The sequence below is a fragment of the Desulfosarcina alkanivorans genome, from assembly GCF_009688945.1.
GTDB classification, from domain to species: Bacteria; Desulfobacterota; Desulfobacteria; order Desulfobacterales; family Desulfosarcinaceae; genus Desulfosarcina; species Desulfosarcina alkanivorans.
This window is the reverse complement of the sequence record NZ_AP021874.1, coordinates 6469184-6491791: the sequence shown is the minus strand read 5'-3', so window position 1 is coordinate 6491791 and position 22608 is coordinate 6469184. Positions and strand designations below refer to the sequence as shown.

17 protein-coding genes are annotated in these 22608 nt (G+C 59.8%); 4 read left to right on the top strand and 13 right to left on the bottom strand.

Going from position 1 to position 22608, the window contains the following annotated elements; translation table 11 throughout:
* Positions 1-9: 9 nt before the first annotated feature.
* The 13 genes from DSCA_RS28175 to DSCA_RS28115 all read right to left on the bottom strand — a co-directional run bounded on the left by DSCA_RS28175 (position 10) and on the right by DSCA_RS28115 (position 16832).
* Positions 10-717: an ABC transporter ATP-binding protein gene (locus DSCA_RS28175; RefSeq protein WP_155319609.1), complete on the bottom strand. Its 708-nt coding sequence runs from the start codon at positions 715-717 to the stop codon at positions 10-12.
* A 14-nt stretch (positions 718-731) separates the two neighbouring features.
* A complete protein-coding gene (locus tag DSCA_RS28170) occupies positions 732-1487 on the bottom strand; it encodes an ABC transporter ATP-binding protein (protein WP_155319608.1) in 756 nt (251 codons plus the stop codon).
* Between the two features lie 85 nt (positions 1488-1572).
* Complete coding sequence (locus tag DSCA_RS28165; RefSeq protein WP_155319607.1) at positions 1573-2829, bottom strand: ABC transporter substrate-binding protein; 1257 nt, start codon at positions 2827-2829, stop codon at positions 1573-1575.
* A 401-nt stretch (positions 2830-3230) separates the two neighbouring features.
* Entirely contained in the window at positions 3231-3854 is a 624-nt protein-coding gene (locus DSCA_RS28160) for a cobalamin B12-binding domain-containing protein (RefSeq protein WP_155319606.1), read from the bottom strand.
* A gap of 24 nt (positions 3855-3878) precedes the next feature.
* A complete protein-coding gene (locus DSCA_RS28155; protein ID WP_155319605.1) occupies positions 3879-5300 on the bottom strand; it encodes a trimethylamine methyltransferase family protein in 1422 nt (473 codons plus the stop codon).
* 457 nt (positions 5301-5757) lie between these two features.
* A complete protein-coding gene (locus DSCA_RS28150; RefSeq protein ID WP_155319604.1) occupies positions 5758-6969 on the bottom strand; it encodes an NAD(P)/FAD-dependent oxidoreductase in 1212 nt (403 codons plus the stop codon).
* Positions 6970-7081: 112 nt separating this feature from the next.
* Complete coding sequence (locus DSCA_RS28145; protein ID WP_155319603.1) at positions 7082-8995, bottom strand: aldehyde ferredoxin oxidoreductase family protein; 1914 nt, start codon at positions 8993-8995, stop codon at positions 7082-7084.
* Between the two features lie 2 nt (positions 8996-8997).
* On the bottom strand, positions 8998-9402 hold the full coding sequence (locus tag DSCA_RS28140; protein WP_155319602.1) for a 4Fe-4S dicluster domain-containing protein: 405 nt from the start codon (positions 9400-9402) through the stop codon (positions 8998-9000).
* A 60-nt stretch (positions 9403-9462) separates the two neighbouring features.
* A complete protein-coding gene (locus DSCA_RS28135; RefSeq protein ID WP_155319601.1) occupies positions 9463-10170 on the bottom strand; it encodes a GntR family transcriptional regulator in 708 nt (235 codons plus the stop codon).
* A 268-nt stretch (positions 10171-10438) separates the two neighbouring features.
* Complete coding sequence (locus DSCA_RS28130; protein ID WP_155319600.1) at positions 10439-12052, bottom strand: BCCT family transporter; 1614 nt, start codon at positions 12050-12052, stop codon at positions 10439-10441.
* Between the two features lie 423 nt (positions 12053-12475).
* Positions 12476-14218 carry a sigma 54-interacting transcriptional regulator gene (locus DSCA_RS28125; RefSeq protein ID WP_155319599.1) on the bottom strand — a complete coding sequence of 581 codons (1743 nt, stop codon included), beginning with the start codon at positions 14216-14218 and terminating at the stop codon, positions 12476-12478.
* On the bottom strand, positions 14215-15744 hold the full coding sequence (locus DSCA_RS28120) for a sigma-54 interaction domain-containing protein (protein WP_167527989.1): 1530 nt from the start codon (positions 15742-15744) through the stop codon (positions 14215-14217). The genes DSCA_RS28125 and DSCA_RS28120 overlap by 4 nt, the downstream gene beginning before the upstream one ends.
* Positions 15745-15950: 206 nt before the next feature.
* Entirely contained in the window at positions 15951-16832 is an 882-nt protein-coding gene (locus DSCA_RS28115) for a MurR/RpiR family transcriptional regulator (RefSeq protein ID WP_231716303.1), read from the bottom strand.
* A gap of 249 nt (positions 16833-17081) precedes the next feature.
* Here DSCA_RS28115 and DSCA_RS28110 point away from each other — a divergent pair, with 249 nt between their 5' ends.
* The 4 genes from DSCA_RS28110 (at position 17082) to DSCA_RS28095 (ending at position 22314) form a co-directional block, all read left to right on the top strand.
* Positions 17082-18305, top strand: coding sequence for an FAD-dependent oxidoreductase (locus DSCA_RS28110; protein WP_155319597.1), 1224 nt, complete (start codon positions 17082-17084; stop codon positions 18303-18305).
* Between the two features lie 13 nt (positions 18306-18318).
* Positions 18319-18579 (top strand): sarcosine oxidase subunit delta, encoded by a 261-nt coding sequence (locus DSCA_RS28105; protein ID WP_155319596.1) that lies wholly within the window; start codon positions 18319-18321, stop codon positions 18577-18579.
* Positions 18576-21491, top strand: coding sequence for a 2Fe-2S iron-sulfur cluster-binding protein (locus DSCA_RS28100; protein ID WP_155319595.1), 2916 nt, complete (start codon positions 18576-18578; stop codon positions 21489-21491). Before DSCA_RS28105 ends, DSCA_RS28100 begins: the two co-directional genes overlap by 4 nt.
* A 181-nt stretch (positions 21492-21672) precedes the next feature.
* Positions 21673-22314: an aminomethyltransferase family protein gene (locus DSCA_RS28095; protein WP_155319594.1), complete on the top strand. Its 642-nt coding sequence runs from the start codon at positions 21673-21675 to the stop codon at positions 22312-22314.
* Positions 22315-22608 lie beyond the last annotated feature (294 nt).

Here is a 22608-nt window from a genome sequence, read left to right as displayed (position 1 = left end):
CCTTTCCGTTTATACCCCCAGAAAAACCTTTCTCACGTGGGCGTCACAGGCCAGATCGCTGCTCTTGCCCGACAGCTCGATGCGTCCGTTTTCCAGGACGTAGCCGCGGTCGGTCACCGCCAGTGTCTTGGTCACGTTCTGCTCCACCAGCATGATGGTGACCCCCTGGCTCACCAGGGTGTCCAGGCTCTGGAACACGTTTTCGGTCAGCAGCGGGGCCAGGCCGAAGGAGGGCTCGTCCACCAGCAGCAGCTTGGGGTTGGGCATGAGGCCCCGGCCGATGGCCAGCATTTTGCGCTCGCCCCCGCTCATGGTGCCGGCCAGCTGGTTGCGCCGCTCCACCAGGCGGGGGAACAGGTCGTAGACAAAGTCCAGACGGTCTTTCTGGGCTTTCTTGTCGCGGATGGTGTAGGCCCCCATGGCCAGGTTTTCCTGGACGGTCATGTTGACGAACAGGTTCATGGCCTCGGACACCAGGGAAATCCCCCGCCGGGCCACCTGGTTGCCCGGCAGGCCGCCGATGTTCTCCCCGTCGAACCGGATCTCGCCGCCCATGGGCGTCACCAGGCCGGCGATGGTCTTGAGGGTGGTGCTCTTGCCCGCCCCGTTGGGTCCCACCAGACAGACGTATTCCCCGGTGTCCACGGTCAGGGACACATCGCGCAGAATCTGCAGAAAGCCGTAGCCGGCATTGAGTCTTTTTACTTCCAGTAGCATCGCGTCTCCGTTGGCTATGCGGGTTGCTGGGCATCGGGCGCACAGTCCAACGCCGCGTCGCCCAGGTAGGCCTTGGTCACCGCCGGATCGTTGGCCACTTCCTCGGTGGTGCCCTCGGCGATCTTGGTGCCGAACTGGATGCACACCAGCCGGTTGCACAGGTTCATGATCAGCTGCATGATGTGTTCGATCATCAGGATCGTGATTCCCTGGTCCCGGATCTTGAATATCAGGGTGATCATATCCTTGAGTTCCCCTTCGCTCAGTCCCGATGCCAGTTCGTCCAGAAAAAGCAGTTTCGGACCGGAAGCCAGGGCCCGGGCCAGGTCCAGGCGCTTTAGCTGAACGGTGTTGAGCTGCTCGCTGATGGTGTCTTCGGCGATGGGGAAGTCCACGAATTCCAGCATCTGGCGGCTGTGGGCCGCCGGATCCCTGATGGTGCCCGGCCGGTTGCCGAAGATGGTGGCGGTCATCACGTTTTCCAGCACGGTCATTTTGGGAAAGGGGACGGGAATCTGAAAGGTGCGCGACAACCCGCGCCGGCACATCTTCTCAGGAGTCTTGCCGGTGGTATTTTCGCCAAAGATGAACACCTGCCCGGAGGTGGGCGGGTTCAGCCCGGCCATGGCGTTGACCAGGGTGGTCTTGCCCGCCCCGTTGGGACCGATCAACCCGACGATATCACCTTCGTTGATGTGCATGGAAACGGCATTGACGGCCGTCAACCCGCCGAACTGCTTGGTCAGTTCCTTGGTCTCAAGTACGATCATACGCGCCTTTTCCTGTCTCGGGGGTAGGGGGTGTCAGCGGAGCCGGAGTGCTTTCCGGCTCCGCCCGTCAGGCAACGAAAACAGACTATTTGGCCATAAAGGGTTTCACTTTCCAGTCATCCGGAAAGACGATGTCGCCCTTGCCGTTGGTGTACTGGATCACCGGGAAGTAATAGCCGTCCTTGGCCACCACCGGATCCGGAACGGAGTCGGCGTTGTAGCGGTATTCGTTCATGATCAGGGCGCCGTCGGCCTTGCCGAAGGTCAGCTTGCCCGTGTGGATCTCCTCGACAAAGGTCTTGTGGATGGTGACCTTGTCGAGCTTGCCGTATTTTTCCAGGGTCCGTTTCAAGATTTTGATGAACATGTTGGTGCCGTCGTAGCACAGGCCGCCGGCGGAAGGACTGGGATAGAAACCGTATTTGGCCTTGATGTCGGTGGCCCACTTCTGGGCTTCCTTGGTGGTCAGCTGGGGGATCATGTCCAGTACGCCGTTGGATGCCGGACCGGCCATCTTGTACCAGTCGCCCATCCAGCCGAGACCGTCGGCGATAATAACGCTTCTCAGGCCCACTTCACCGGCCTGTTTGACAAACGCCGTCATCGTCGGGGCGGCGGTGGAGGTGCCGGCCAGGACGGCAACGTTCTTTTTCTTGTATTTGCCCAGCAGCGGATAAAAATCGGTCTGGGTCAGCGCGAAGTAATCTTCCGAAACGATCTCCCAGCCCTTGTCGGCGAAAAAGCCCTTCAGGGCCCCGCCCAGGCTGCGGCCCCAGTCGGTGTCCTCGCCGTAAATGGCCACGCTCTTGCTTTTGGGTTTATAGGAACCATCGGCAATGGCGTTCTCCAGGCACTCGACGTACCCCAGGGCCATCTTGGCCGGAATCGGCCAGCCCTTGCCGCCCCAGTAGCTGTACTTTTCAGGGTCGGCCTTCCACTTTTCATTGACCACCTCGGTGGCACCGAAACCGAACCAGTGGGGAATCTTGTACTGGGCGGCCACGTCCATGGCCGCCACGGCCACACTGCTGTGCCAGTTCTGCATGGCGCAGTCGATCCCCTTGCGCTCCACGGCCTCGGCATAGGCGCTGGCGGCCTTGGCCGGATCGCTCTGGCTGTCGATCCATACGATTTCAAGTTTGTAATCACCCACCGTGTAGTCGATCTTGTCCAGGGCCATCTCGACGGAGGCTTTGAACTCGGCGCCGTTCTTGGCAGACGGACCGGTAAAGGGGCCAAGAACGCCGACCTTAAGCGTTTTCGCCGACATCGCCGGTCCGGCGAAAAAGGTCAGGACAAAACAGGCCATCACGATACTCACGATCAGCTTCTTTCCTCTCATGGGTTCCTCCGTTGGGTTGGGTGTTGCTTGGGTTGAAAGATCCAAACCGCGTCTGTCGCAGCTGAAAAAACAATGTCCTCGCAATAAACATACCGTAGCCACTGACCCTCATTCATTGTTTTAAAAAAGGCATAGAAAAATTAAAATCCGGTCTAAACACGGCCATTTGGCGATTCTTTTTCGAATTCCAATTTTATTTTCCGTTCTCAGACGAAAAACAATAAGAAAAATTTTTTGCTTTACAGAAAATCTTTTTGCAATCAAAAAGAAAGTTTTTTTTCACCCGTTCACCGGAGCCGGGCACATCTCTTCATGCAGAAGCTGTCCCGGCCAGACAGGACCTCCGCGGCGGCGACCGAAGCCATCACCCTTGATCCGGGGGCTGATGATCGCCGCCGGATCTACGCCACCAGCTGCTTGACCAGCTTGACCGCCCCCGGGGCGTCGGCGCTGTATCCGTCGGCGCCGATCTGGTCGGCGAAGGCCTGGGTCACCGGGGCGCCCCCGATGATGGTCCGGGTCGCCATGCCGGCCTCTTTGACCGCCTTGACCGTGCTCTCCATGGACGGCATGGTGGTGGTCAGCAGGGCCGACAGGGCGATCACGTCGGCCTTCTTCTCCGCCGCCGTCCGGACGAAGGCCTCGCTGTCCACGTCCACCCCCAGGTCCACCACCTCGAACCCGGCGCCTTCCATCATCATGGAGACCAGGTTCTTGCCGATGTCGTGCAGGTCGCCCTTGACCGTGCCGATGACCACGACCCCCTTGCTCTGGCCCTGGCCCTCGGCCAGGTGGGGCTTGAGCAGCCCCAGGCCGGACTTCATGGCCTGGGCCGCCATGAGCATTTCGGGTACGAACAGTTCGCCGGCGGAAAAGCGCTCGCCCACCTCGTCCATGGCGCTGATCAGCCCGTCGTTGAGAATGCTGTCGATGGCCGTGCCGGCGTCGATTTCCGCCTGGGTTCTGGCCGTTACCGCGGCCTCGTCAAAGGCCAGCACGGCGTTGAAAATGTCCTGGGTCGTCATGATGGTCCTCCTGTGTCCGTATTTCTAATTACCGTATTTTTTTTCCATGTATTTTTCCAGTTCACGCAATGAATCGTCGGGCATGGCGGGCTCCTCATATTTGTCGAGGATCTCCTTCCATTTTCGATTGGCCGCCTTCTCGATGGACTCGCCGCCCTTCTCTTTCCAGCCGGCATAGGCCTCTTTCTGTTCCATGATGGGCGCGTAGAATTCCTGGCGAAAATTCTGGAACGTGTGCATGTTGGTCAGGTATTCGCCCCCCGGACCGACCTGGGCGATCACGTCCAGCGCCAACTTCGCGGGATCGGCCGTCTCCCCGCGTTTGATGCGCTTGCACATGCCGCAAATTTCATCGTCGATAATAAATTTTTCGTAAGAGGCCGCCATGTAACCCTCCAGAATGCCGGCGGAATGCAGGACAAAGTGGATTCCGGAAAGGGTGGCCATGAGCTGGCTCATCATGGATTCCATACCGGCCTGGGCATCGGGAAGCTTGGAATCCGTAATCGCTCCGCCGCCGCGGCTGGGGATGCCGTAGAACCGGGCCAGCTGGGCCGTGGCGGCGGTGTTCACCGCCATCTCCGGTGCGCCGACGCTCAGGGTGCCGTAGCGCATCGCCGCGGCAGAGGAGGATCCGGAAAAAACCACCGGCGTGCCTTCACGGACCAGCTGGGTCAGCACGATGCCGGCCAGCACTTCCGCATTCTGGACCACCAGGGTCCCCTCCATGGTCACCGGTGTGGTGGCGCCGGCAATGGACAGCGAGGAGATCAGCTGGGGCATGCCGGCCCTGGCATATTCCATGATAGCACCCAGCATGCGGTCGTCGTAGGCCAGGGGAGTGAGGGTGCACAGGATGCTGATCATGGGCATTTTTTCGGCCAGCGCCGCCTCGGAACAGCCGAACAGGATAGCGGCCATCTCGATGGTCTCCCGGGCCGCCTCGGCGCCGATGGCCCCCCCCATGAAGGGTTTGTCAGAATAGCGCATGGAAGCATAAATCATCTCGGCATTGCGCCGCGCATGGGGGATATCGTTGGGTTCGGCCATCATCCCCCCGGTAATGTCCATGCTCCGGCTGGCAAATGCCAGCTTGACGAAATTGGTGTAGTCTTCCATGGTGGATTCGCGCCGACCGCGGTCCAGGTCATGCACAAAAGGAGGGCCGTAGCAGGGGATATAGGCGATGTGGTCGCCGCCGATGGTCACGTTCCTTTCCGGGTTGCGCGCCTGCAGGGTGTATTCGGAAGGCGCCTTGGCAACCTGATCCATGACCATCTCGGGCGAAAAAAAAACACGCTTTCCGTCCACCTTGCAGCCAGCCTTCTTGAAGACATCGACCGCCGGTTGGTAGCCAAAATCGACCCCCACCGTCTCGAGCACCTGCAGGGTGGCTGCGTGGATCTTCTGCACATCCTGGTCACTGAAATATTCAAACCGCTGCATGGGTTTTCCTCCTCTATCTCATGGTGTGTTTGATCGTTATTTAACGCCTCTTGAAAGAAGTGTGCGCTGGTCAACCGTCGGCCAGCAGAACCTGTTTACCGACGAACCCTTTTTCTCGGAACCCAGGGTCCGGCACGCGAATGGCCGATAGTCGACGCAGCTGCGCAGCATATTTCGGACGATGACCCGCTGGCCAATCCGGCCTTCATCGACCGCACTGCCCACGGCTGCGATGCGCCCGCAACAATCGGCCATTTGCGTCCCGGGTCTACCTTGCGGGTAAATGTACAAGGTTTCGTCATGACCCCTTTTATCAGCGGCCTTCATAAGGGGCAGGCTGGGCTTCCGATCAAGGCCGCAGGGTTTTGGAAACCGCAGGCATAGCAGCGTTACGTCGAGGTTTTCCAAAACACGAGAACGCCGATCCGGACCGCAACCTGCCGCTTGGGGATGGGCACTAATGCCGTCCGCGCATAAACGCCCCCGGCGTCGTCGTCAACCCCTCCTCGAAGCGGCTCAGGCGCAGCGGGTTGTCTTCGGGTTTCATCCGGCCGGTGATCAGGTCGCAGGTCCAGCGGCCGGCCGCCGCCGACAGCATCACCCCCGGCCAGTAAGAGCAGTTGAGAAAAAATCCGGGAATGCCGCCGACCGGCCCGATCAACGGCTGGTCATCCGGCGAATGCACATACTGCCCGGCGTACACCGACAGGTCCTCCTGTTTGAGGTCCTCCACCACCTCGTTCCAGAAGGGGCTCAGGCGCGAGCACATCTCCAGGTTGAAGGCGGGAAAATCCCAATCTCCCTGGGGGTCTTCCATGGGGTCGCTCTTCTGCTCTTCGGGGTCGTGCCAGCCGAGCAGGGCGCCGCCGGTTTCCGGCCGCCAGTAGGAATCGTTGTCCACATCCATGATCAGGGGCGCATCCTGGGGGATCTTGGGATGGGGCGCCACGAAGACGCGCTGCCGGCGCATCTGGTAGATCGGCAGGTCCAGTCCCACCCATCGGCCCACGGTGACGGCGAACGGTCCGGCGGCATTGACCACCACGCGGGTGTTGATGCGGCCCCGGTCGGTCGTCACCGCACAGACACCGGAGGCGTCGGTTTCGATGCCGGTGGCGCGGGTGCGCACGTAAAAACGGGCATGCTCGGCGGCGCGGGCAAAGCCCTGGGTCACTTCATGGGCGGAAAACCAGCCGTCCCTGGCCCGGTAGGCGCCGGCTTTGATCTCCGGGTTCAGCCAGGGCCAGCGTTTGAGAATTTCATCGCCGGTGAGGTACTCGGAGTCGGTCACGCCCACCCGGTGATACCCGTCGACGGTCTCCTTGACAGCGGGTACCATCTCCGCTTCGGTGGTCAGGAAAAGGTAGCCGCCGTGGTGCAGGTCGATTTCGTAACCTTCCAGCCCGGTGATCCCGGCAAAGTTCTCCCACACCTCGATGGATTCCTTGGCCAGAGCGGCCATGGCCGGCTCGGTGAACTGGGCCCGGAAAGACTCGATGGAAGCGGTGGTGGTCAGCGTGGAAAGGCCGTCGCGCATCTCCACCAGGATGGTGGACATGCCGGCACGCGAGAGCCAGAAGGCCGTGGCCACGCCGATAATCCCGCCGCCGATGACGACGGCATCGGCCGATTCCTGGTTGAATGTTTCCGGTGTAAGTATTTTTCTCATTGTCTTTTCCCCTCTTGAATCCTTGAATCCCGGACCCCTTGAACCCTTTTCGCACAAAGGCCGCACGATTGGGAAAAATGTCCCCGAAGGATCAATGGAATCTCGTTTTTACCTACCTGATCGGCACGCCCTCGGTTTCCAGAACCTCGGCCACATCACCGAGATCCAATCGCTTCAGGGTCTCTTTCGTGGGAATCCCGTTGGCATCCCACCCCCGGGCCTCGTAATACCAGTCGAGCAGTTGCTCCAGCTTCTCCTGGGGGATCAGATATCCCTCATTGGGACCGGTGGCCACCGGCTCGGTGGAAAACCGCTTGGGCGGGTAGTCCCAGCTGCGGCCGAAGCCGTCGATCTCGCGGGCCGAGATGCTCCGCGTCAGGTTCCAGATCCGTTCGGAGGCGCCCAGCATCTCCTCCCAGGTCCGTTCTTTACCGGTGATGAAGTAAAAGAGTTCGGCGTAGTTCTCCACCTCGAAGCCCAGCTCCATGAGCTGCAGCCGGCAGGTGCCCAAAGCATCGAACAGGGGCCGGGTGTGCTGGGACGCGATCACGTAGCTGGCGCTCTCCTTCCTGACCTGGGCCGGGGGCTGCCGCTCCACCGTGCCGCCCCCTTGCACCAGGTCGTTGACGTTGGTCCAGGCCCCGGCCATGTCGTGGCCCAATACCCAGGCCCGGGCGTGGTGCGCGCCGATGTCGGCGGTCATGTAGGCCAGCATCATGGACGGTGCGTTGCGGCACTCGTAGCCGGTCCACTCCAGGCCCTTGACGTGGATGGCAAAGGTCTCGGACCCCCGGCCGACTTTTTCGGCAGCCCTCTTGACCCCTTCGGCCAGCAGGTCGCCGATGCCTTCACGGGCCACGATCTGGTTCAGCAGGTAGTCAACCGTCTCGATGTCGGAAAATTTCACCTTCCGACCAATCTCCTGTTCGCTTAGGATCCCTTTTTCGAGGCACTCGATGGCCCAGGAGATCACCGCACCGGCCGAGATGGTGTCGATGCCCAACTCGTCGCACAGGTAGTTGGCGTAGGCCACCTCCTCGATGGTCTTGAGCTCGCAGTTGCCGCCGAACAGGGCGATGGTTTCGTACTCGGGACCTTCCACGTAGGCTTCGCCGATCTTGGTTGTGGCATGGCCGTACTTGCCGCAGGGGGTCGGGCAGCAATAGCAGCCCTTGTCGGTGATCTTGAGCTTCTTGAGAATCGCCTTCCCGTTGATCTGCTCGTAGTGATCCGAAAAAGAGGTCTGGAAGTTGCGTGTGGGAAAGGCGCCCACCTCGTTGCACCAGTTGGTGATACCGGCGGTGCCTTCGGGGGTCCACTCGGTAAAGCCGGGCTTTTCGGCGACCTTCTTGAAGGCTTCCACCCCCTTGGCGTAGGCCTTGTCGATGTCGTAAACGGGTATCCCCTGCGTCCCACGGATCGCAATGGCCTTGATGTTCTTGGAACCCAGCACGGCGCCCACGCCGCTGCGGCCGGCCTGTCGGCCGAAGTCGTGGGACAGGCAGGCGTAGCGCACCTGTTTTTCTCCGGCCGGACCGATGGTCATGATCTGGAAATCCTCGCCCAGGTCGTCCTTCAGGTTTTTCTCGGCGGTCAGGGCGCCCTGGCCCCAGTAGACTGCGGCCGGACGGATCTCCACCCGGTCGTCGTCGATGACCAGCAGGCTGGGTTCGGCGGCTCTCCCTGTAAGCACGAGCACGTCGTAGCCGGCGTATTTGAGGGCCGGGCCGAAATGGCCGCCCATGTTGCTGTCCGCATAGCCGCCGGTGGCCGGCGACTTGGCGCCGAAATGGGTCTTGCCGCTGGCCGGCAGAAAGTGACCGGAAAGGGGGCCGGTGGCGGCGATGAACAAATTTTCGGGGTCGTAGGCATCGATGCCCCGGGGCAGTTCATCGAAAAGCAGTTTGGCCACAAAGCCCCGCCCACCGATGAACTTGTCCACCATCTCATCGGCGAGCGGCTCGGTTGAAATGCTTCCGGCACTCAAATTGATCCGCAACAGCTTATCCTGGTATCCGTATCGCATGATCACCCCGCCTTTTTGATTTTGTCATCCACCAGCACCAGGGCCTGGCGCGGGCACAATTCGGCACATTGGCCGCACAAGGTGCATTTGACGGGCGCCTCCCTGTCCGGATGGACCATCATCACGCCCCGGGGACAGGCCGCTACGCATTCCATGCAGCCCACGCATTCCTCCTCGTCGACCCGGTAGGCGCCGTCCACCACCTGGATCGCCTCCACCGGACAGACCTCGGCACAGGCACCGCACTGGTCGCATATGTGGATGCGGTAATCTCCCGGCGAGGGGAATCGCCCTTGGATTTTCAGCAGTGATTTGGAAGGATTGACTTCCCTGAAGTTCTCCAGGGTACACACTTGCCGGCAAACCCCGCATCCGGAGCAGTTGGTGTGGATAGCCCTTAATTCCATTCTAGTTACGCTCTCCTTGTAAATTTCGCAGGTGGCCGCCAGCGGCCGGTTCCTGACGGGTTAGGCAACAATGCCAAGGTCAAGCAGCGCAGGCGCCGTATAGTCGGCCACCTGTTCCCGGAAGCGCCGGATATGCCCGGTAATCAGTTCCACAGCGCCGGATTCGTCCTTTCGCTTCAACCGGGCAATCAGTTCATGGTGATCCCGGATGGACTCCTCGGCATGGGCTTCAAGGTCGAGAGTGGCCGGCCGGGTAAAACAGATGTAGGCCATACGCTGACTCTGGGTTTGCAGCGAATTGAGATAGGATGTCATGAAATCATTACCGGTGGCGGCATAAAGCTCTCGATGAAAATGGCTGTTGGCCAGGGTCACATCAAGGAATTGCCGACACTGCCAGGCCCTCCGGAACTGGTCGTTGAGACGTTCCAGCCGGCCGATTCCGGATGGGCCGATGCGCCTGGCCGCCAGGGCCACGGCAGCCCGTTCCATGATCATGAGCGTTTCGAAAAGATCCTTGATATCGTCCAGGGTAATGTCACGTACAAAAAAACCGCGGCCGGCCCTGACCCGCAACAGGCCCTCGGCAGCCAGACGGAAAAGCGATTCCCGGATGGGGGTGCGACCAATGCCCAGGGAATCCGCCATGGCCGTCTCATCGATTTGGGCGCCGGGTTCCAGGGTCAGGCTCACAATCTGGGATTTGATCTGCCGATAGGCGATTTCACTCAGCGGAACCGCGTTGCTCTTCGTCTCACCACGCTTCATGTCCGGTGTCTTTCTCCTCCCTCACGGGTTCTTGCAGGCCGGTCAATATATTTTGAATATATCGATTGGCGGCACCGCTTCAGAAATAACCATCTCGATCCCGCCGCGGCGGCCGCCGTGTGCCGTCGGCTTCGCCGAAAGCGAAACCGCCGTCCTGAATCCAGGGACCGGGGGGCGCCCGGCCTGCCAACCGTGTCTTTACAAGCGTCGCAGACGGACGCAGCATTTAAGAACCGCTGCGCCCGTTGCGGTGTGATGCATGCGAGGATTAATCCGCCATCTGGTCGGCCGCCTTGGCAAACCCTGCGCTGGGCGAACGGTAATCCGCGAGGTTCTCGCTGCGGACCCCCAGGTAGGTGCTGATGCACATGACCAGCATGATCATCGTAAACGGCAGTCCCACGGTCACGGCCACGGCCTGGATGGCGCCCAGGGCGTCGGCGCCGCCGCCGACCAGCAGCGCCGCGGCAATGGCACCTTCCATGACGGCCCAGAAGACCCGCTGGGGGATGGGTGCGTCCAGTTTGCCGCCGGCGGTGATGGAATCCACCACCAGGGAACCGGAGTCGGAAGAGGTGACGAAAAAGACCAGCACCAGGACAATTCCGAAAAAGGAGGTGATCTGGGTCAGGGGCAGATTGGCCAGCATCTGGAAGGTAGCCAGGGGAACTTCACCCAGCCCGTTGGCCAATGCGCCCACATTGTTCTGGATCTGCAGGATGGCATTGCCCCCGAAGGCCTGCATCCAGAAGATGGAAAGGATCGTGGGCACCAGCAAAACGGCAATCAGAAATTCGCGGATGGTTCGGCCCTTGGAGATCCGGGCGATGAACATGCCCACAAAGGGCGCCCAGGAAATCCACCAGGCCCAGTAGAAGACCGTCCAGCCCTTGTAGAATTTTTCATCGGTGCGGCCGATCCAGTTGCTCAGCGGAATGATGTCCTGCATATAGGCCAGGGTGGTTTTGAAGCAGCCGACAATGAAGTGGGAAAATGAGCCGGCCACGATAACGAAGCCCAGCAGGACCACGGCCAGCAGCATGTTGAAATTGCTGAGCACTTTGACCCCGCCCTCGAGCCCCCGAACCACGGAAATCACTGCCACGCCGGTAACCGCGGCGATAATGAAGACCTGCAGACCGATGGTGCTTTTAATCCCGAACAGAAAATTCAGGCCGGCGCTGGCCTGCTGGGCACCGAACCCCAGGGAGGTGGCCAAACCGAAAATGGTGGCCAGGACGGCAACGACATCGATGATGTTGCCGGGGGTTTTCCAGGTCTTCTCACCCAGAACCGGGTAAAAAGTGGAGCGAATCGTCAGGGGCATGCCTTTGTTGAAGGCAAAAAAGGCAAGGGCCAGGGCGGTGACGGCATAAATGGCCCAGGGATGCAGCCCCCAGTGAAACATGGTGGCGCCCATGGCCGCACTTGCCGCTTCCGGCGTACGGGCTTCGACATTGAGCGGCGTTCCCCACCAGTCGGTAAAATAGGCCACCGGTTCGGCCACGCTCCAGAACATGAGCCCGATGCCCATGCCGGCGGCAAATAACATGGCAAACCAGGAGAGCCGTTTGAACTCGGGTTCGGCAGTCGGGCCGCCCAGGCGTATTTTCCCGACCGGCAGCACGATCATGATCAGACAGAACAAGACGAAAATGTTTCCGGAAATCATGAAAAACCAGTCGAAATTCTGAATGGTCCACCCTTTGGAAGCGTCAAAGAGCTTCTTGGCACCCACGGGGTTGACCAGAGTGGAAACCACGAACAGAATGACGAGGGCGGCCGATATAAAAAATACCGGGTTGTGCATATCCATGCCCCATCTCTGGATGTTGTCCTGTCCCACCTTGTAGGAAGTGGTAAACCTGTCTTTTTTGGCCATGCATATTCTCCTTAGCGATTGCTCCAGTTTTGATGATTGATTGGTGTCCCGTTTCAGCAACGCAATGCCAGCGACACAGCTCCCGTCGATATATTGAAAATATATTCCGCTTGACCGGAGTTACGCCATTCTCTGTAATAAAAAGAAGCAACGTGGAGACGTCAGTTTTTAGTGGCATACTTAGAAAAATGGGGTGACATGACGTCCGACCGTCCAGCGGATGAAAGAAATTTTTCAATTTTTGTGCCAGGCGGGCGGCAGACCTGCAGCAGATTGAAATGAAAAAGAAAGATTCATTTTTTCAGCGGGAGTCAGCTCAGGCGGATCGGACAAGATTGTCCCTAAATTCCGGCGGGTCACAACTCAACACTTTGGAATAAATATATATTATTTCAATATGGACACAATTGTCTTAATTACAGACTATTTTATACCGTGTGATTTAATTTTACGCTGAAGGGTCTTGTAGTTGATTTGCAGCAATTGGGCCGCCTTCCCGCGATGCCATCGCGTCCGTTCCAGGGCCCCCAGAATTATCCGTTTCTCAAGAATATCCATCCGCTGGCGAAGCCCTTTTCCCTGCCAGGCAGGATTCTCCGGACCCGGGACGTCTGCCTCCGCGCCCATGGTAATCTGCCCCATCAGGTCGAGCTTGCCCAGGGTCACATAGGTGTGCAGCACATTTTGCAGCTCACGGACATTACCGGGCCAGTCGTAGGATTCCATGGCCTCGCGGACCCGGACAGGCAGGTGTTTGGGATGATCCGAGCCTTTGGTCAGCGCAGACAGGAAATGGTCGATCAGCAGCGGAATATCCTCCTGCCGCTCACGCAACGGGGGCAGCCGGACGGGCAGAATCCGGATGCGGTAAAAAAAATCCTCCCGCATCTGTCCTTCCTGCACCAGCTTTACCAGGTTCCGGTTGGTGGCGGCGATCACCCGGAAATCACTTTTTTTGAGCTTGACGCCCCCCAATGGCGTATATCCCCCGCCGTCGAGCACCCGCAGCAGCTTGACCTGCATTTCGTGACTGATTTCGCCGATCTCATCCAGAAAGAGCGTGCCGCCGTCCGCTGAATCCAGGAACCCGATCCGATCGGCGCCGGCCCCGGTGAAGGCGCCTCTCAGGTGGCCAAAAAACTCCCGTTCCATCAGATCCTTGGGGATGGCCCCGCAGTTGACCGGTACAAAACGGCCTTCCCGCCGATCACTCAGCCGGTGGATGGCCCGGGCCACCAGTTCCTTGCCGGAACCCGATTCTCCGGAGACAATCACGCTGGCATCACTGGCGGCCGCCTTGAGAATCAGCTCGTAAACCGCCTGCATGGGTTCACTTTTGCCGATGATGTCCCCGAAACGATAACGGTCGCTGATGGACGAACGCAGGCGCAGATTCTCCTTGCGAAGATCCAGCTCCACTTCCTTGTAGGCGGTGACGTCGCTGATAAAACCCTCCAAGGCCACCAGCCGGTCACTGTCGTCGAAAACCCCCTCGCCCTGCTCCCAGACCCACTTTTCCTTACCATTGGCCGCCCGGATGCGATAGATGAAGCTGAAGGGACGCCGCATGGCCACCGTCTCCCTCACCAGGGCCAGCATGTTCTTGCGGTCGTCCGGATGAACGATCCGCTGGAACGCGTGGGGCCCCTCGTCCAGCAGTTCCTCGGGATCGTATCCCAGCAGGCGCTTGGTGCCCCGGCTGGCGAATTCCATGGTAAAGGAGTCGTCGGCCCGGCAGCGATAAACGATTCCCGGCAGGTTGTTCATCAGGGTGCTCAGCCGGCGTTCGCTTTCCAGGTGGGCGTCTTCAGCGCGTTTTTTTTCGGTGATGTCCAGGCTGAGGCTCAATTTGGAAGTGGACCCATCGGCATGGCGGATGGGGGTGGCCATGTTGTAGTACCAGCGTCCGGTCGTGGGATTCTGGAATTCCCAGCGCACCGCCCTGCCTTCGAAAACATTCTGCTCCGGGCACCAGGGACAGACCTGATCACCATTGTACAGGGCCTTGTGGCATGCCTCCCCCACCGGGTTACGCCCCAGTTGCTCCACCACCTGCCGGTTGACGAATTCGATCCGGTTGTCCGGTGAACAGACATAGACCATGCCGTCAAACGCTTCGACAATGGCCTCGAAATAGGACAACCGGTGGTGATCGGCTGCATTCATCTCAGATAGTCCCGCCGGTCGATCCGGTATTTTTTCATCTTGTAGGTAAACAGCTGCCGTGAAATGCCGATGCTCGCTGCCGCCCGGGTGACGTTCCCCCCGTGGGCCGCCAGTGCGTCGGTCACCGCCACCTTCTCAAGGTCAGCCTGGGTGGCCAGCAACCCCTTGCCCCCGTTCACCGGCTGCCGATCGGCACCGGCGGACGCGGCATACCCTCTTGGATGGGGCCGCGGGTGGCCATGAAGACCGGTTCCTTCGGACGATGAACCGGCCACGGGCGGCTGAACCGTGTTGGGCAGTCCCCGCAACCGCCGCCAGGTGGTCAGGTGGGACTGCAGGTGCCGGCGCTCGATGGTTCGACTGGAAACCACCAGGTTGATGGCCCCTTCGATGACATGCTCCAGTTCGCGGACGTTGCCCGGCCAGTCATACTCGTTGAACAGGGCCAGCACGCTGGCGGAAATGTCGGCCACCTGGCGTTTCAGCACCCGGCTGTGCTTGGCCAGGAAATGGCGCGCCAGGAGAACGATATCCTCTTTGCGGTCCCGCAGGGGAGGAATGGGAATGAACACCACGCCCAGGCGGTAGAACAGGTCGGGCCGCAGATTGTTTTCGGCAATGGCCACATGGGGCTCCTTGTTGACGCTGCTGATGATTTTAACGTCGATTTCCGTTTCCCGCAGTGATCCCAGGCGGCGAACCTTGCGCTCCTGGATAACCCTGAGGATTTTGGCCTGCAGCCCGGTACCCATGGAGTTGAGTTCATCCAGAAACAGGGTGCCGCCGCTGGCGCGCTCGAACAGTCCCAATTTGTTGCGCGCTCCGGTAAAGGCCCCGCTGGTGGTGCCGAACAGCAGTCCTTCGAGCAGGTTTTCCGGTATGGCGGCACAATTCACCGCCGTGTAGCGGCGTTTCATGCGACCGCTCTGGTTGTGAATGGCCTGGGCAAACAATTCTTTCCCGGTGCCGGTTTCCCCGTACAACATCACCGGCGAAGGCGTGTTGGCAGCCATCTTGGCCGTATTGACCGCCCGGAGAAAATCGATATTGCGGCCGATGATGTCTTCGAAATCAAAGCGTGTGTCATTGGGCAGGACCCGCTTGTTACGGGGAATGGAGACGGACGATATGGTCTCTTCGAGCACGTTGTACTCGCGTACCAGACAGATGGCACCCTCCAGCCGGTCGTGCTTGAACAGGGGAAACACCGTGTGGATGGTGTTGGCCACCTTGCCCCGCCGCGTCCGGTAGAGCAGGGACCGGTCGACGATGGGCTGTTGATTCTTCAGGCACTGCATGATCACGCTGTCGGTTTCAGACAGCTCGTAGACGTCCACCACTTTTTTCCCGAGCACCTGTGCCGGATCCAGTTCGTCGATGGCGGCCATGATCGCGTTGTAATAGATGATCGTAGCGAACCGGTCGACGATGAGCAGACCTTCGCTGAAGCCGTCGAAAAAAGGAAGGAATTCCTCATATCCGATGTCGAGGGTCCGGGCAATGGAATGGCGTGTGGATGTTTTCATGGCCATCGTTTCCAGAATTGAGTTGACGGTTCATGCCGCATGGAAAAGGATGCCATAATTTGTTGATTCAGGCAAACCGGCAATCCGGGGCTGGAGGTCAGAAAACCGCCCGCGGCCGGAAGCCGCTCATCCGATTTTCAGATTTCGTCTTCAGTTTTCAGCCTAGACCTTATGCCCCCCGCCCCTCTGACCTCTGTCTTCCGGCCTCAGTCGTCGGTGTACATGTTGAACAGGATGTCATTTTCCAGGTACATCTGCTCCAGGCGTTCCTGATGTTCATTCAATCGCGGGTCCTGACGATTCACCAGCTCCAGTACCAGGTAATTGATGATGCAGGAGATGGTGGACGGGTAGCCGATCAGCGGGATGGATCGGGACGGCACCACCAGAGAAAGATGGGCGAAGGGAATCACCGGGCACAGCCGGTTGTCGGTGATCACCAGCAGATTATGCTGAAGCCGGCGGGCGGCCTTGCCCAGCTTGATGAGTTCGTTGGGGTAGCGTGAGGTGGTGATGATGGTCACCAGGCTGTTGTCGGGTGCATTGGTCAGCCAGTCGATCGCCGTGCTGTCACTGCCCTTCAGGATATGGACCCCCCGGCGCACCTTGGTCAGGGACCACCCCATGTAATAGGCAAAGGTATAGGAGACCCGGGAGCCGATCAGGTAAATGGCGGGGCTTTCCTGCAGCTGCGCCACGATCTGTGCCAGCACATCCATGTCGATGGCTTCATAAAACTGTCGCAGGTTGTTCATCTCCTCGAAGACCACCCGGTGCAGCAGGTCGGTGCCGGGCCCTTTCATCCCGGGCAGGTCCACCCGGTCCGGCAGGCTCAGCCCCGAATCCACAAAGTCACGCAGCGCCTGCAGGAACTCCCCATACCCCCCATAGCCCAGCTGCCCCACAAACCGGACCACCGTGGCCTCGCTGACCCCGCAGGCTTCGGAAAGCTCTTTGGTCGTCATGAACACCGCCTTGCGGGGGTTCTGGATAATGTAGCTGCCCAGGATTTTTCCTTTGGGGGTCAGCGAGTCCAATTGTTTTACGATCCCCTTGATCACGGGGTGTGCCTGGGAGTCATTCATCATTAGCCCTTTTGCAAAGCAATAAATGAAATTTTCATTTCATTAAGCTGAAGTCAGCTTAAGCATTTTTTTTTATACACTTTTATTATCTATTCAAATTAATGTCAACAGTGTTTGCATGTTTTTTTATCAAAAATAGATTTTCTTATTGACAGCTTTTATTTCATTCAGATACCATCCGTCACAACTGAAAATTTATGGAGTCACCTTCACCCACGCATTTTTTATCTTATAACCATGTAGGGAGAGCGTATGTTCTGGAAATCCAAGCCCCTGTGGGGCAACAAACCCAGACTGAAGTCCAGCTACGATGCGGTGATCATCGGCGGCGGCCTTCACGGCCTGGCCACAGCCTACTACCTGGCCAAAGAGCACGGCATCACGGATGTGGCCGTCATTGAAAAACGCTACATCGGATTCGGCGGTGCCGGGCGCAACACGGCGATCGTTCGCGCCAACCAGCGCACGCAGTACAACGTCCCGCTATACAAGGAAGCGCTGGACCTGTGGCCGGTGCTCACCAAAGAGCTGGATTTCAACCTGATGTTCAACAACTGCGGCAACCTGAACCTGATGCACAGCGAAGCGGCCATGAAGGCGGCCCGCATGACCATCGCCACGGCCCAGTTCCACGGTGTCGAGAGCCATCTCATCGACGCCAAGGAAGCCAAGGAACTGGTGCCGGCCCTGAACATCTCCGAAGACATCACCTTTCCCATCCACGGGGCCATGTTTCATCCCCCCGGCGGCATCGTGCGACACGACGCCGTGGTATGGGGCCTGGCCAAAGGCTGCGCCAAACACGGCGTGCACATCCACCAGCACACCGAAGCCACCGCCATACACACCGAAGGCGGCAAGGTCACCGGCGTGGGCACCTCCCGCGGCCGGATCAACACCAACCGGGTGCTGGTCTCCGCCGGCGGCTACAGCGCCGGCCTGATCTACCACATGCTGGGCATCAAGCTGCCCATCAGCGTGCTGACCATTCAGGCCATGGTCACCCAGCCGCTGAAGCCGCTGCTCGACCACGTGGTCTCATCCGGCGCCTACCACTGCTACGCCAACCAGACCCTCAAAGGTGAAATCGCCACCGGCGCCCACATGGACCAGTGGCCCAACTACACCACCCAGAACACGGCCCACTACATCAAGCACCAGGCCGAGGCCCTGTCCGACTGGCTGCCCTGCCTGCGCGGCGTCCGCTTCATGCGCATCTGGGGCGGCCTGGCCGACATGACCCCGGACATGGCGCCCATCATGGACGGAAACGACCCCGTCGACGGTTTCTACATGGACTGCGGCTGGGGCTATTTCGGCTTCAAATCCTGCAGCGCCGTCGGCAAACACATGGCCGCATTCATGGCCACCGGCAACTGCCCGGACATGCTCAAGCCGTTCAACCTTCGCCGCTACGAAAACCACGAACTGATGGGCGAAACTGCGGCCCTGGTCAGTTATACACCGGACAATTAAAGGAGACGATATCATGGCTTTGACGCTCACCTGCCCCGTCTGCGGCAAACGCAACGGATACGAATTCCGATATGGGGGAGAAGACAAGGGACCGCGCCCGGACGAAGCGGGACTGACCCCTGCTGCCTGGTGCGACTACGTCCATATGAACAAGTGCACGGCCGGCGTCCAGAAAGAATGGTGGTTCCACCGCGATGGATGCGGATCCTGGTTCACCACCTGGCGTGACACAACCAAAAACCTCGAAGTGGAACAACCGGAGGCGAGCAAATGAACAGGCTTAACCAATTGCCCACGCTCCGCATCGATCCCTCGGAAAAGCTGTCCCTGACCTATCAGGGGAAAACCTACCAGGGGGTTGCCGGAGATACGGTTGCAACGGCCCTTTTCGCCAACGGCGTCCGGGTCTTTGCACGCAGTTTGAAATATCATCGCCCCCGCGGGCTTTACAGCCTGGACGGCGAATGCAGCAACACCTGCATGGACGTCAACGGCGTGCCCAACGTGCGTACGGAAAATACCCTGCTCGAAGACGGCATGGCCGTCAAGGCCCAGAATGTGGTCGGTTCGGCAAACTTTGACTGGATGGCATTCATCGACAAGCTGGACTGGATGATGCCCGCCGGGTTCTATTACAAAACCATGCACAAGCCTGCCGCCATCTGGCCGGTGGCCATGAAGCAGATCCGAAAGGCCGCCGGCCTGGGCGTCATCTCCGCCGACTATGAGATGCAGGGGCGCTATGATGAACGCTACATGAAAGCGGAGACCACCGTCATCGGCGGTGGTGCCGCCGGCCTGGCCGCCGCCCTGGCCGCCGCCGAATCCGGCCAGCGCGTGGTCCTGCTGGAGGCCCGCCCCCACCTGGGCGGCTGCTTCGACTACCGGGTCACCACCACCGAAGACGGCACACCGCTTCACGAGCGCGCACGCCAACTGGCCCGCCGGGTGGAACAGACCGCCAACATCCGGGTGTTCACCCACACCGCTATGGTCGGCGCCTACAACAACAACCTGATTACCGCCTTCCAGGTCGGCAAGGCCGGTGACGCCTTCACCGAGCGCTACATCGAAATCCGCTCGGAAAGCGTCGTCGTAGCCACCGGGTGCATCGAACGGCCGCTGCTCTTCGACAACAACGAACGCCCCGGTGTCATGCAGGTGGGCTGCGCCCATCGCATGGCCCGCAGCTACGGCCTGCTGCCGGGCAGCGAAGCGGTCTTTTCCGTCGGGCACGACCTGGGCCTGGAAGCGGCCATCGACCTGTTCGACCTGGGCCTGAAGATCAACTGCGTGGCCGACATCCGTGAAGACGGCCAGAACCCCGAACTGATGCTGGCCCTGGCCGAGCGCAAGATTCCGGTCCTCAAAGGCTGGGTGGCGACCAAGGCCCACGGCGGCAAACACGTTGAGAAAGCCTCTCTCTCCACCGTGGAGGGAACCGTGACACGGGAATTCAGCTGCGACCTGCTGGTGGCCTCCGCCGGCCTCACCCCGGTGACCGGCCCCTTCATCCTGGCCCAGGCCAAGATGGGTTACGACAGCCTCACCGGCTACTTCCTGCCCACCGAACTGCCGGAAAAAATGTTTCCCGCCGGCCGCCTGACCGGCATCAACCATCCCGGCGCCATCGAGGCCTCGGGCCGCCTGGCCGGACTCAGGGCGGCGGCGGCAGCCGGCGCCGACATGGCCACGGCCGTCAGTGAAGCCGAAACTGCCGCTGCAAGCCTGCCCGGCGCGGAACGGGGCTGCAAGCTGGTCACCGCCCCGGTCAAGGGAAGAAAAAGCTTCATCTGTTTCGACGAGGATGCCACCGTCAAATCGGTCAAGCAGGCCATCGACAAGGGATTCGACGTGCCCGAACTGGTCAAGCGCTTTGCCGGCGTGGGACTGGGGCCGGGCCAGGGCGGCATCCCGGGCCATAACCTGCCGCTGTTCGTGGCCAAATACACGGCGTCCATCAACACCCCCGTGCCCACCACGGTAAGGCCGCCATTGGTGCCCACGTTCCTGGCCACCTATGCCGGCTATAACCACCACATGTTCAAACGCACCCCGATGCACTACGACCAGATCGCCGACGGCGGCATCTTCCGCAACATCGGCGTCTGGCAGCGGGCGCGCTACTTTTCCGAGGATTTTGACTGCAAGGAAGAGATTCTCAACGTGCGCAACAATGTGGGAATGCTGGACGGGTCGACCCTGGGCAAGTTCCGCATCCACGGGCCCGATGCCCTCAAGGCCCTGCAGCGGGTCTACGTGTCGGACATGAGCAAAGTCAAAAATGACCGTATCAAATACTCGGCCATGTGCAACGACGACGGCTGCGTCATCGACGACGGCGTGGTGGTCAAGCTGGCTGAAAACGACTACTACTTCACCACGTCCACCGGCAGGGCCGGGCAGACCGTGGAGTGGTTCCGCTACCACACCCGTTTCGACGGCTGGGATTTCAACCTGGTCAATCTGACCGACGCCATGGGCGTGATCAACCTCTCCGGGCCCAATTCCCGAAAGGTATTGGCCAAGGTGGTCGACATTGACGTCTCCAACGAAGCCCTGCCCTTTTCCGGGTACCAGGAGTTCTCGATCAACGACGTCATCCCCGTGCGCGCCATGCGCCTGGGCTTCGTGGGCGAACTGTCCTACGAACTGCACGTGCCGTCCTCCTATATGCAGGCGGTCTGGGACCTGCTCAAGGCTGCCGGCGAAGAATTCGGCATCCAAAACTTCGGCGTGGAAGCCCAGAACGTGCTGCGCATGGAGAAGTGCCACGTCATTCTCGGCTCCGAATCCGAGCAGCGCACCAACCTGCTGGACCTGGGCCTGGGCTTTCTGTGGGACCGCAAAAAAAGCGACGCCAAAACCGTCGGTGCCGTGGCCCTGCGCCAGGCCGAAAAGAATACCGGCCGGCTCAAGCTGGTGGGCATCCGCATGGAAGACGACAATCGCCCCGCCCGCGACGGCGCCCTGATCGTCGACAACCGGGTGCGCGGCTACGTGGCCACCATGCGCAAGAGCTTCTCCACCGGTGAAGCGGTGGGCATGGCCCTGGTGGAATCCCAGCTGGCCGACAAGGGCACCCGGCTGGAAATCTTTGAAGATGAGTGCAACGGGGTGCGGCTGTACGCAAGGGTGATCGATACACCGTTTTACGATCCGACCGGCGAACGCATGAAGAGTTAGGCTGCGGAACGGCATCTTGGGGCCCAGGCCGGCGTTCTCCCATTTAGCAATCCTCGACGTAGCGCTGCTGCGCCTGTGGTTGCAAAAATGCTGCGGCCTTGGCCTGAACCCCAATCTACCATTTCCGGATGAACACAAATTGAATACCGGAAAATCCTGTCAAAGGAATGAGGTAACGACAATGAGTAATATAAAAAGAGAATCACCGGTCAGGTTCAAGGCCAGCCCCCTCAAGGCCGAGGTGCGCGACAACTGGACGGTGGCACTGGAATACGACGACGAGGGTCAGGGTCCCTGGCTGGTGGACCTGGCCCACAAGACCCGTTGGGACCTGCAGGACAGCCGGGTCGGCGAGCAGCGGCCCTGCGACCTGGCCGTGCCGGAAACCCCGGGCAGATGCACCCTGGCCAACGATACACTGGTCAACCGCATGAACCGCACCCAGGCCTCGATCTATCATCTGGGGGCGGCGGCGCCGGCCATGCCCGATTTCCCGGGCTACACCGACGTCAGCGAATCCACGGTTTTTCTGGCCCTGTTCGGCCGCCAGGCCTTTCTGGTCGCCGAAAAACTGACCAACCTGGATTTTCTGGACCCCGCCATGGAGGCACCTTTTCTCCTCCAGGGCCCCCTCTGCCATGTTCCCTGCCAGATCGTCACCCTGGAGAAAACGGCTGACGGTGCCGGCGGGATCCTGCTGACCTGCAGCCGGGGGTACGGCGACAGCATGCTTCACGCGGTGATGGAAGCCGGTGCGGAATTCGGCTTGCGGCCGGCCGGTGAAAATCGATTTTCGGCCTGGATTCAGGGCCTTCAGGGATAGCCGCCGGACACTCGGAAAAGAGACGAAACCATGCGATGGAAACAGGGGCTGAAACGGGCGTTCTCCGTTTCAGCCGCCTGCCTGGCAAAACCGGACACGACAGGGGCATACCGGCAAAAAAGAAAATTTTTTTGCTGAAAATAGAAAAATTCCTTGCCTTTCGGATGCTTTTTTTTGCATCCTCGGTACCGCACGCCGGCCCCGTCACCACCGGCTGAACTCGCCACCAGCGCAACAAATTGATTTTATTGTTGATATCAGCGCTTCAAAAGAATCCTAAATTAAATAGGATTT

What these genes read in the sequence shown, in the direction of transcription:
- DSCA_RS28175 (WP_155319609.1), bottom strand. Translation starts at nt 717, where the DNA reads ATGCTACTGGAAGTAAAAAGACTCAATGCCGGCTACGGCTTTCTGCAG.
- DSCA_RS28170 (WP_155319608.1), bottom strand. Translation starts at nt 1,487, where the DNA reads ATGATCGTACTTGAGACCAAGGAACTGACCAAGCAGTTCGGCGGGTTG.
- DSCA_RS28165 (WP_155319607.1), bottom strand. Translation starts at nt 2,829, where the DNA reads ATGAGAGGAAAGAAGCTGATCGTGAGTATCGTGATGGCCTGTTTTGTC.
- DSCA_RS28160 (WP_155319606.1), bottom strand. Translation starts at nt 3,854, where the DNA reads ATGACGACCCAGGACATTTTCAACGCCGTGCTGGCCTTTGACGAGGCC.
- DSCA_RS28155 (WP_155319605.1), bottom strand. Translation starts at nt 5,300, where the DNA reads ATGCAGCGGTTTGAATATTTCAGTGACCAGGATGTGCAGAAGATCCAC.
- DSCA_RS28150 (WP_155319604.1), bottom strand. Translation starts at nt 6,969, where the DNA reads ATGAGAAAAATACTTACACCGGAAACATTCAACCAGGAATCGGCCGAT.
- DSCA_RS28145 (WP_155319603.1), bottom strand. Translation starts at nt 8,995, where the DNA reads ATGCGATACGGATACCAGGATAAGCTGTTGCGGATCAATTTGAGTGCC.
- DSCA_RS28140 (WP_155319602.1), bottom strand. Translation starts at nt 9,402, where the DNA reads ATGGAATTAAGGGCTATCCACACCAACTGCTCCGGATGCGGGGTTTGC.
- DSCA_RS28135 (WP_155319601.1), bottom strand. Translation starts at nt 10,170, where the DNA reads ATGAAGCGTGGTGAGACGAAGAGCAACGCGGTTCCGCTGAGTGAAATC.
- DSCA_RS28130 (WP_155319600.1), bottom strand. Translation starts at nt 12,052, where the DNA reads ATGGCCAAAAAAGACAGGTTTACCACTTCCTACAAGGTGGGACAGGAC.
- DSCA_RS28125 (WP_155319599.1), bottom strand. Translation starts at nt 14,218, where the DNA reads ATGAATGCAGCCGATCACCACCGGTTGTCCTATTTCGAGGCCATTGTC.
- DSCA_RS28120 (WP_167527989.1), bottom strand. Translation starts at nt 15,744, where the DNA reads ATGAAAACATCCACACGCCATTCCATTGCCCGGACCCTCGACATCGGA.
- DSCA_RS28115 (WP_231716303.1), bottom strand. Translation starts at nt 16,832, where the DNA reads ATGATGAATGACTCCCAGGCACACCCCGTGATCAAGGGGATCGTAAAA.
- DSCA_RS28110 (WP_155319597.1), top strand. Translation starts at nt 17,082, where the DNA reads ATGTTCTGGAAATCCAAGCCCCTGTGGGGCAACAAACCCAGACTGAAG.
- DSCA_RS28105 (WP_155319596.1), top strand. Translation starts at nt 18,319, where the DNA reads ATGGCTTTGACGCTCACCTGCCCCGTCTGCGGCAAACGCAACGGATAC.
- DSCA_RS28100 (WP_155319595.1), top strand. Translation starts at nt 18,576, where the DNA reads ATGAACAGGCTTAACCAATTGCCCACGCTCCGCATCGATCCCTCGGAA.
- DSCA_RS28095 (WP_155319594.1), top strand. Translation starts at nt 21,673, where the DNA reads ATGAGTAATATAAAAAGAGAATCACCGGTCAGGTTCAAGGCCAGCCCC.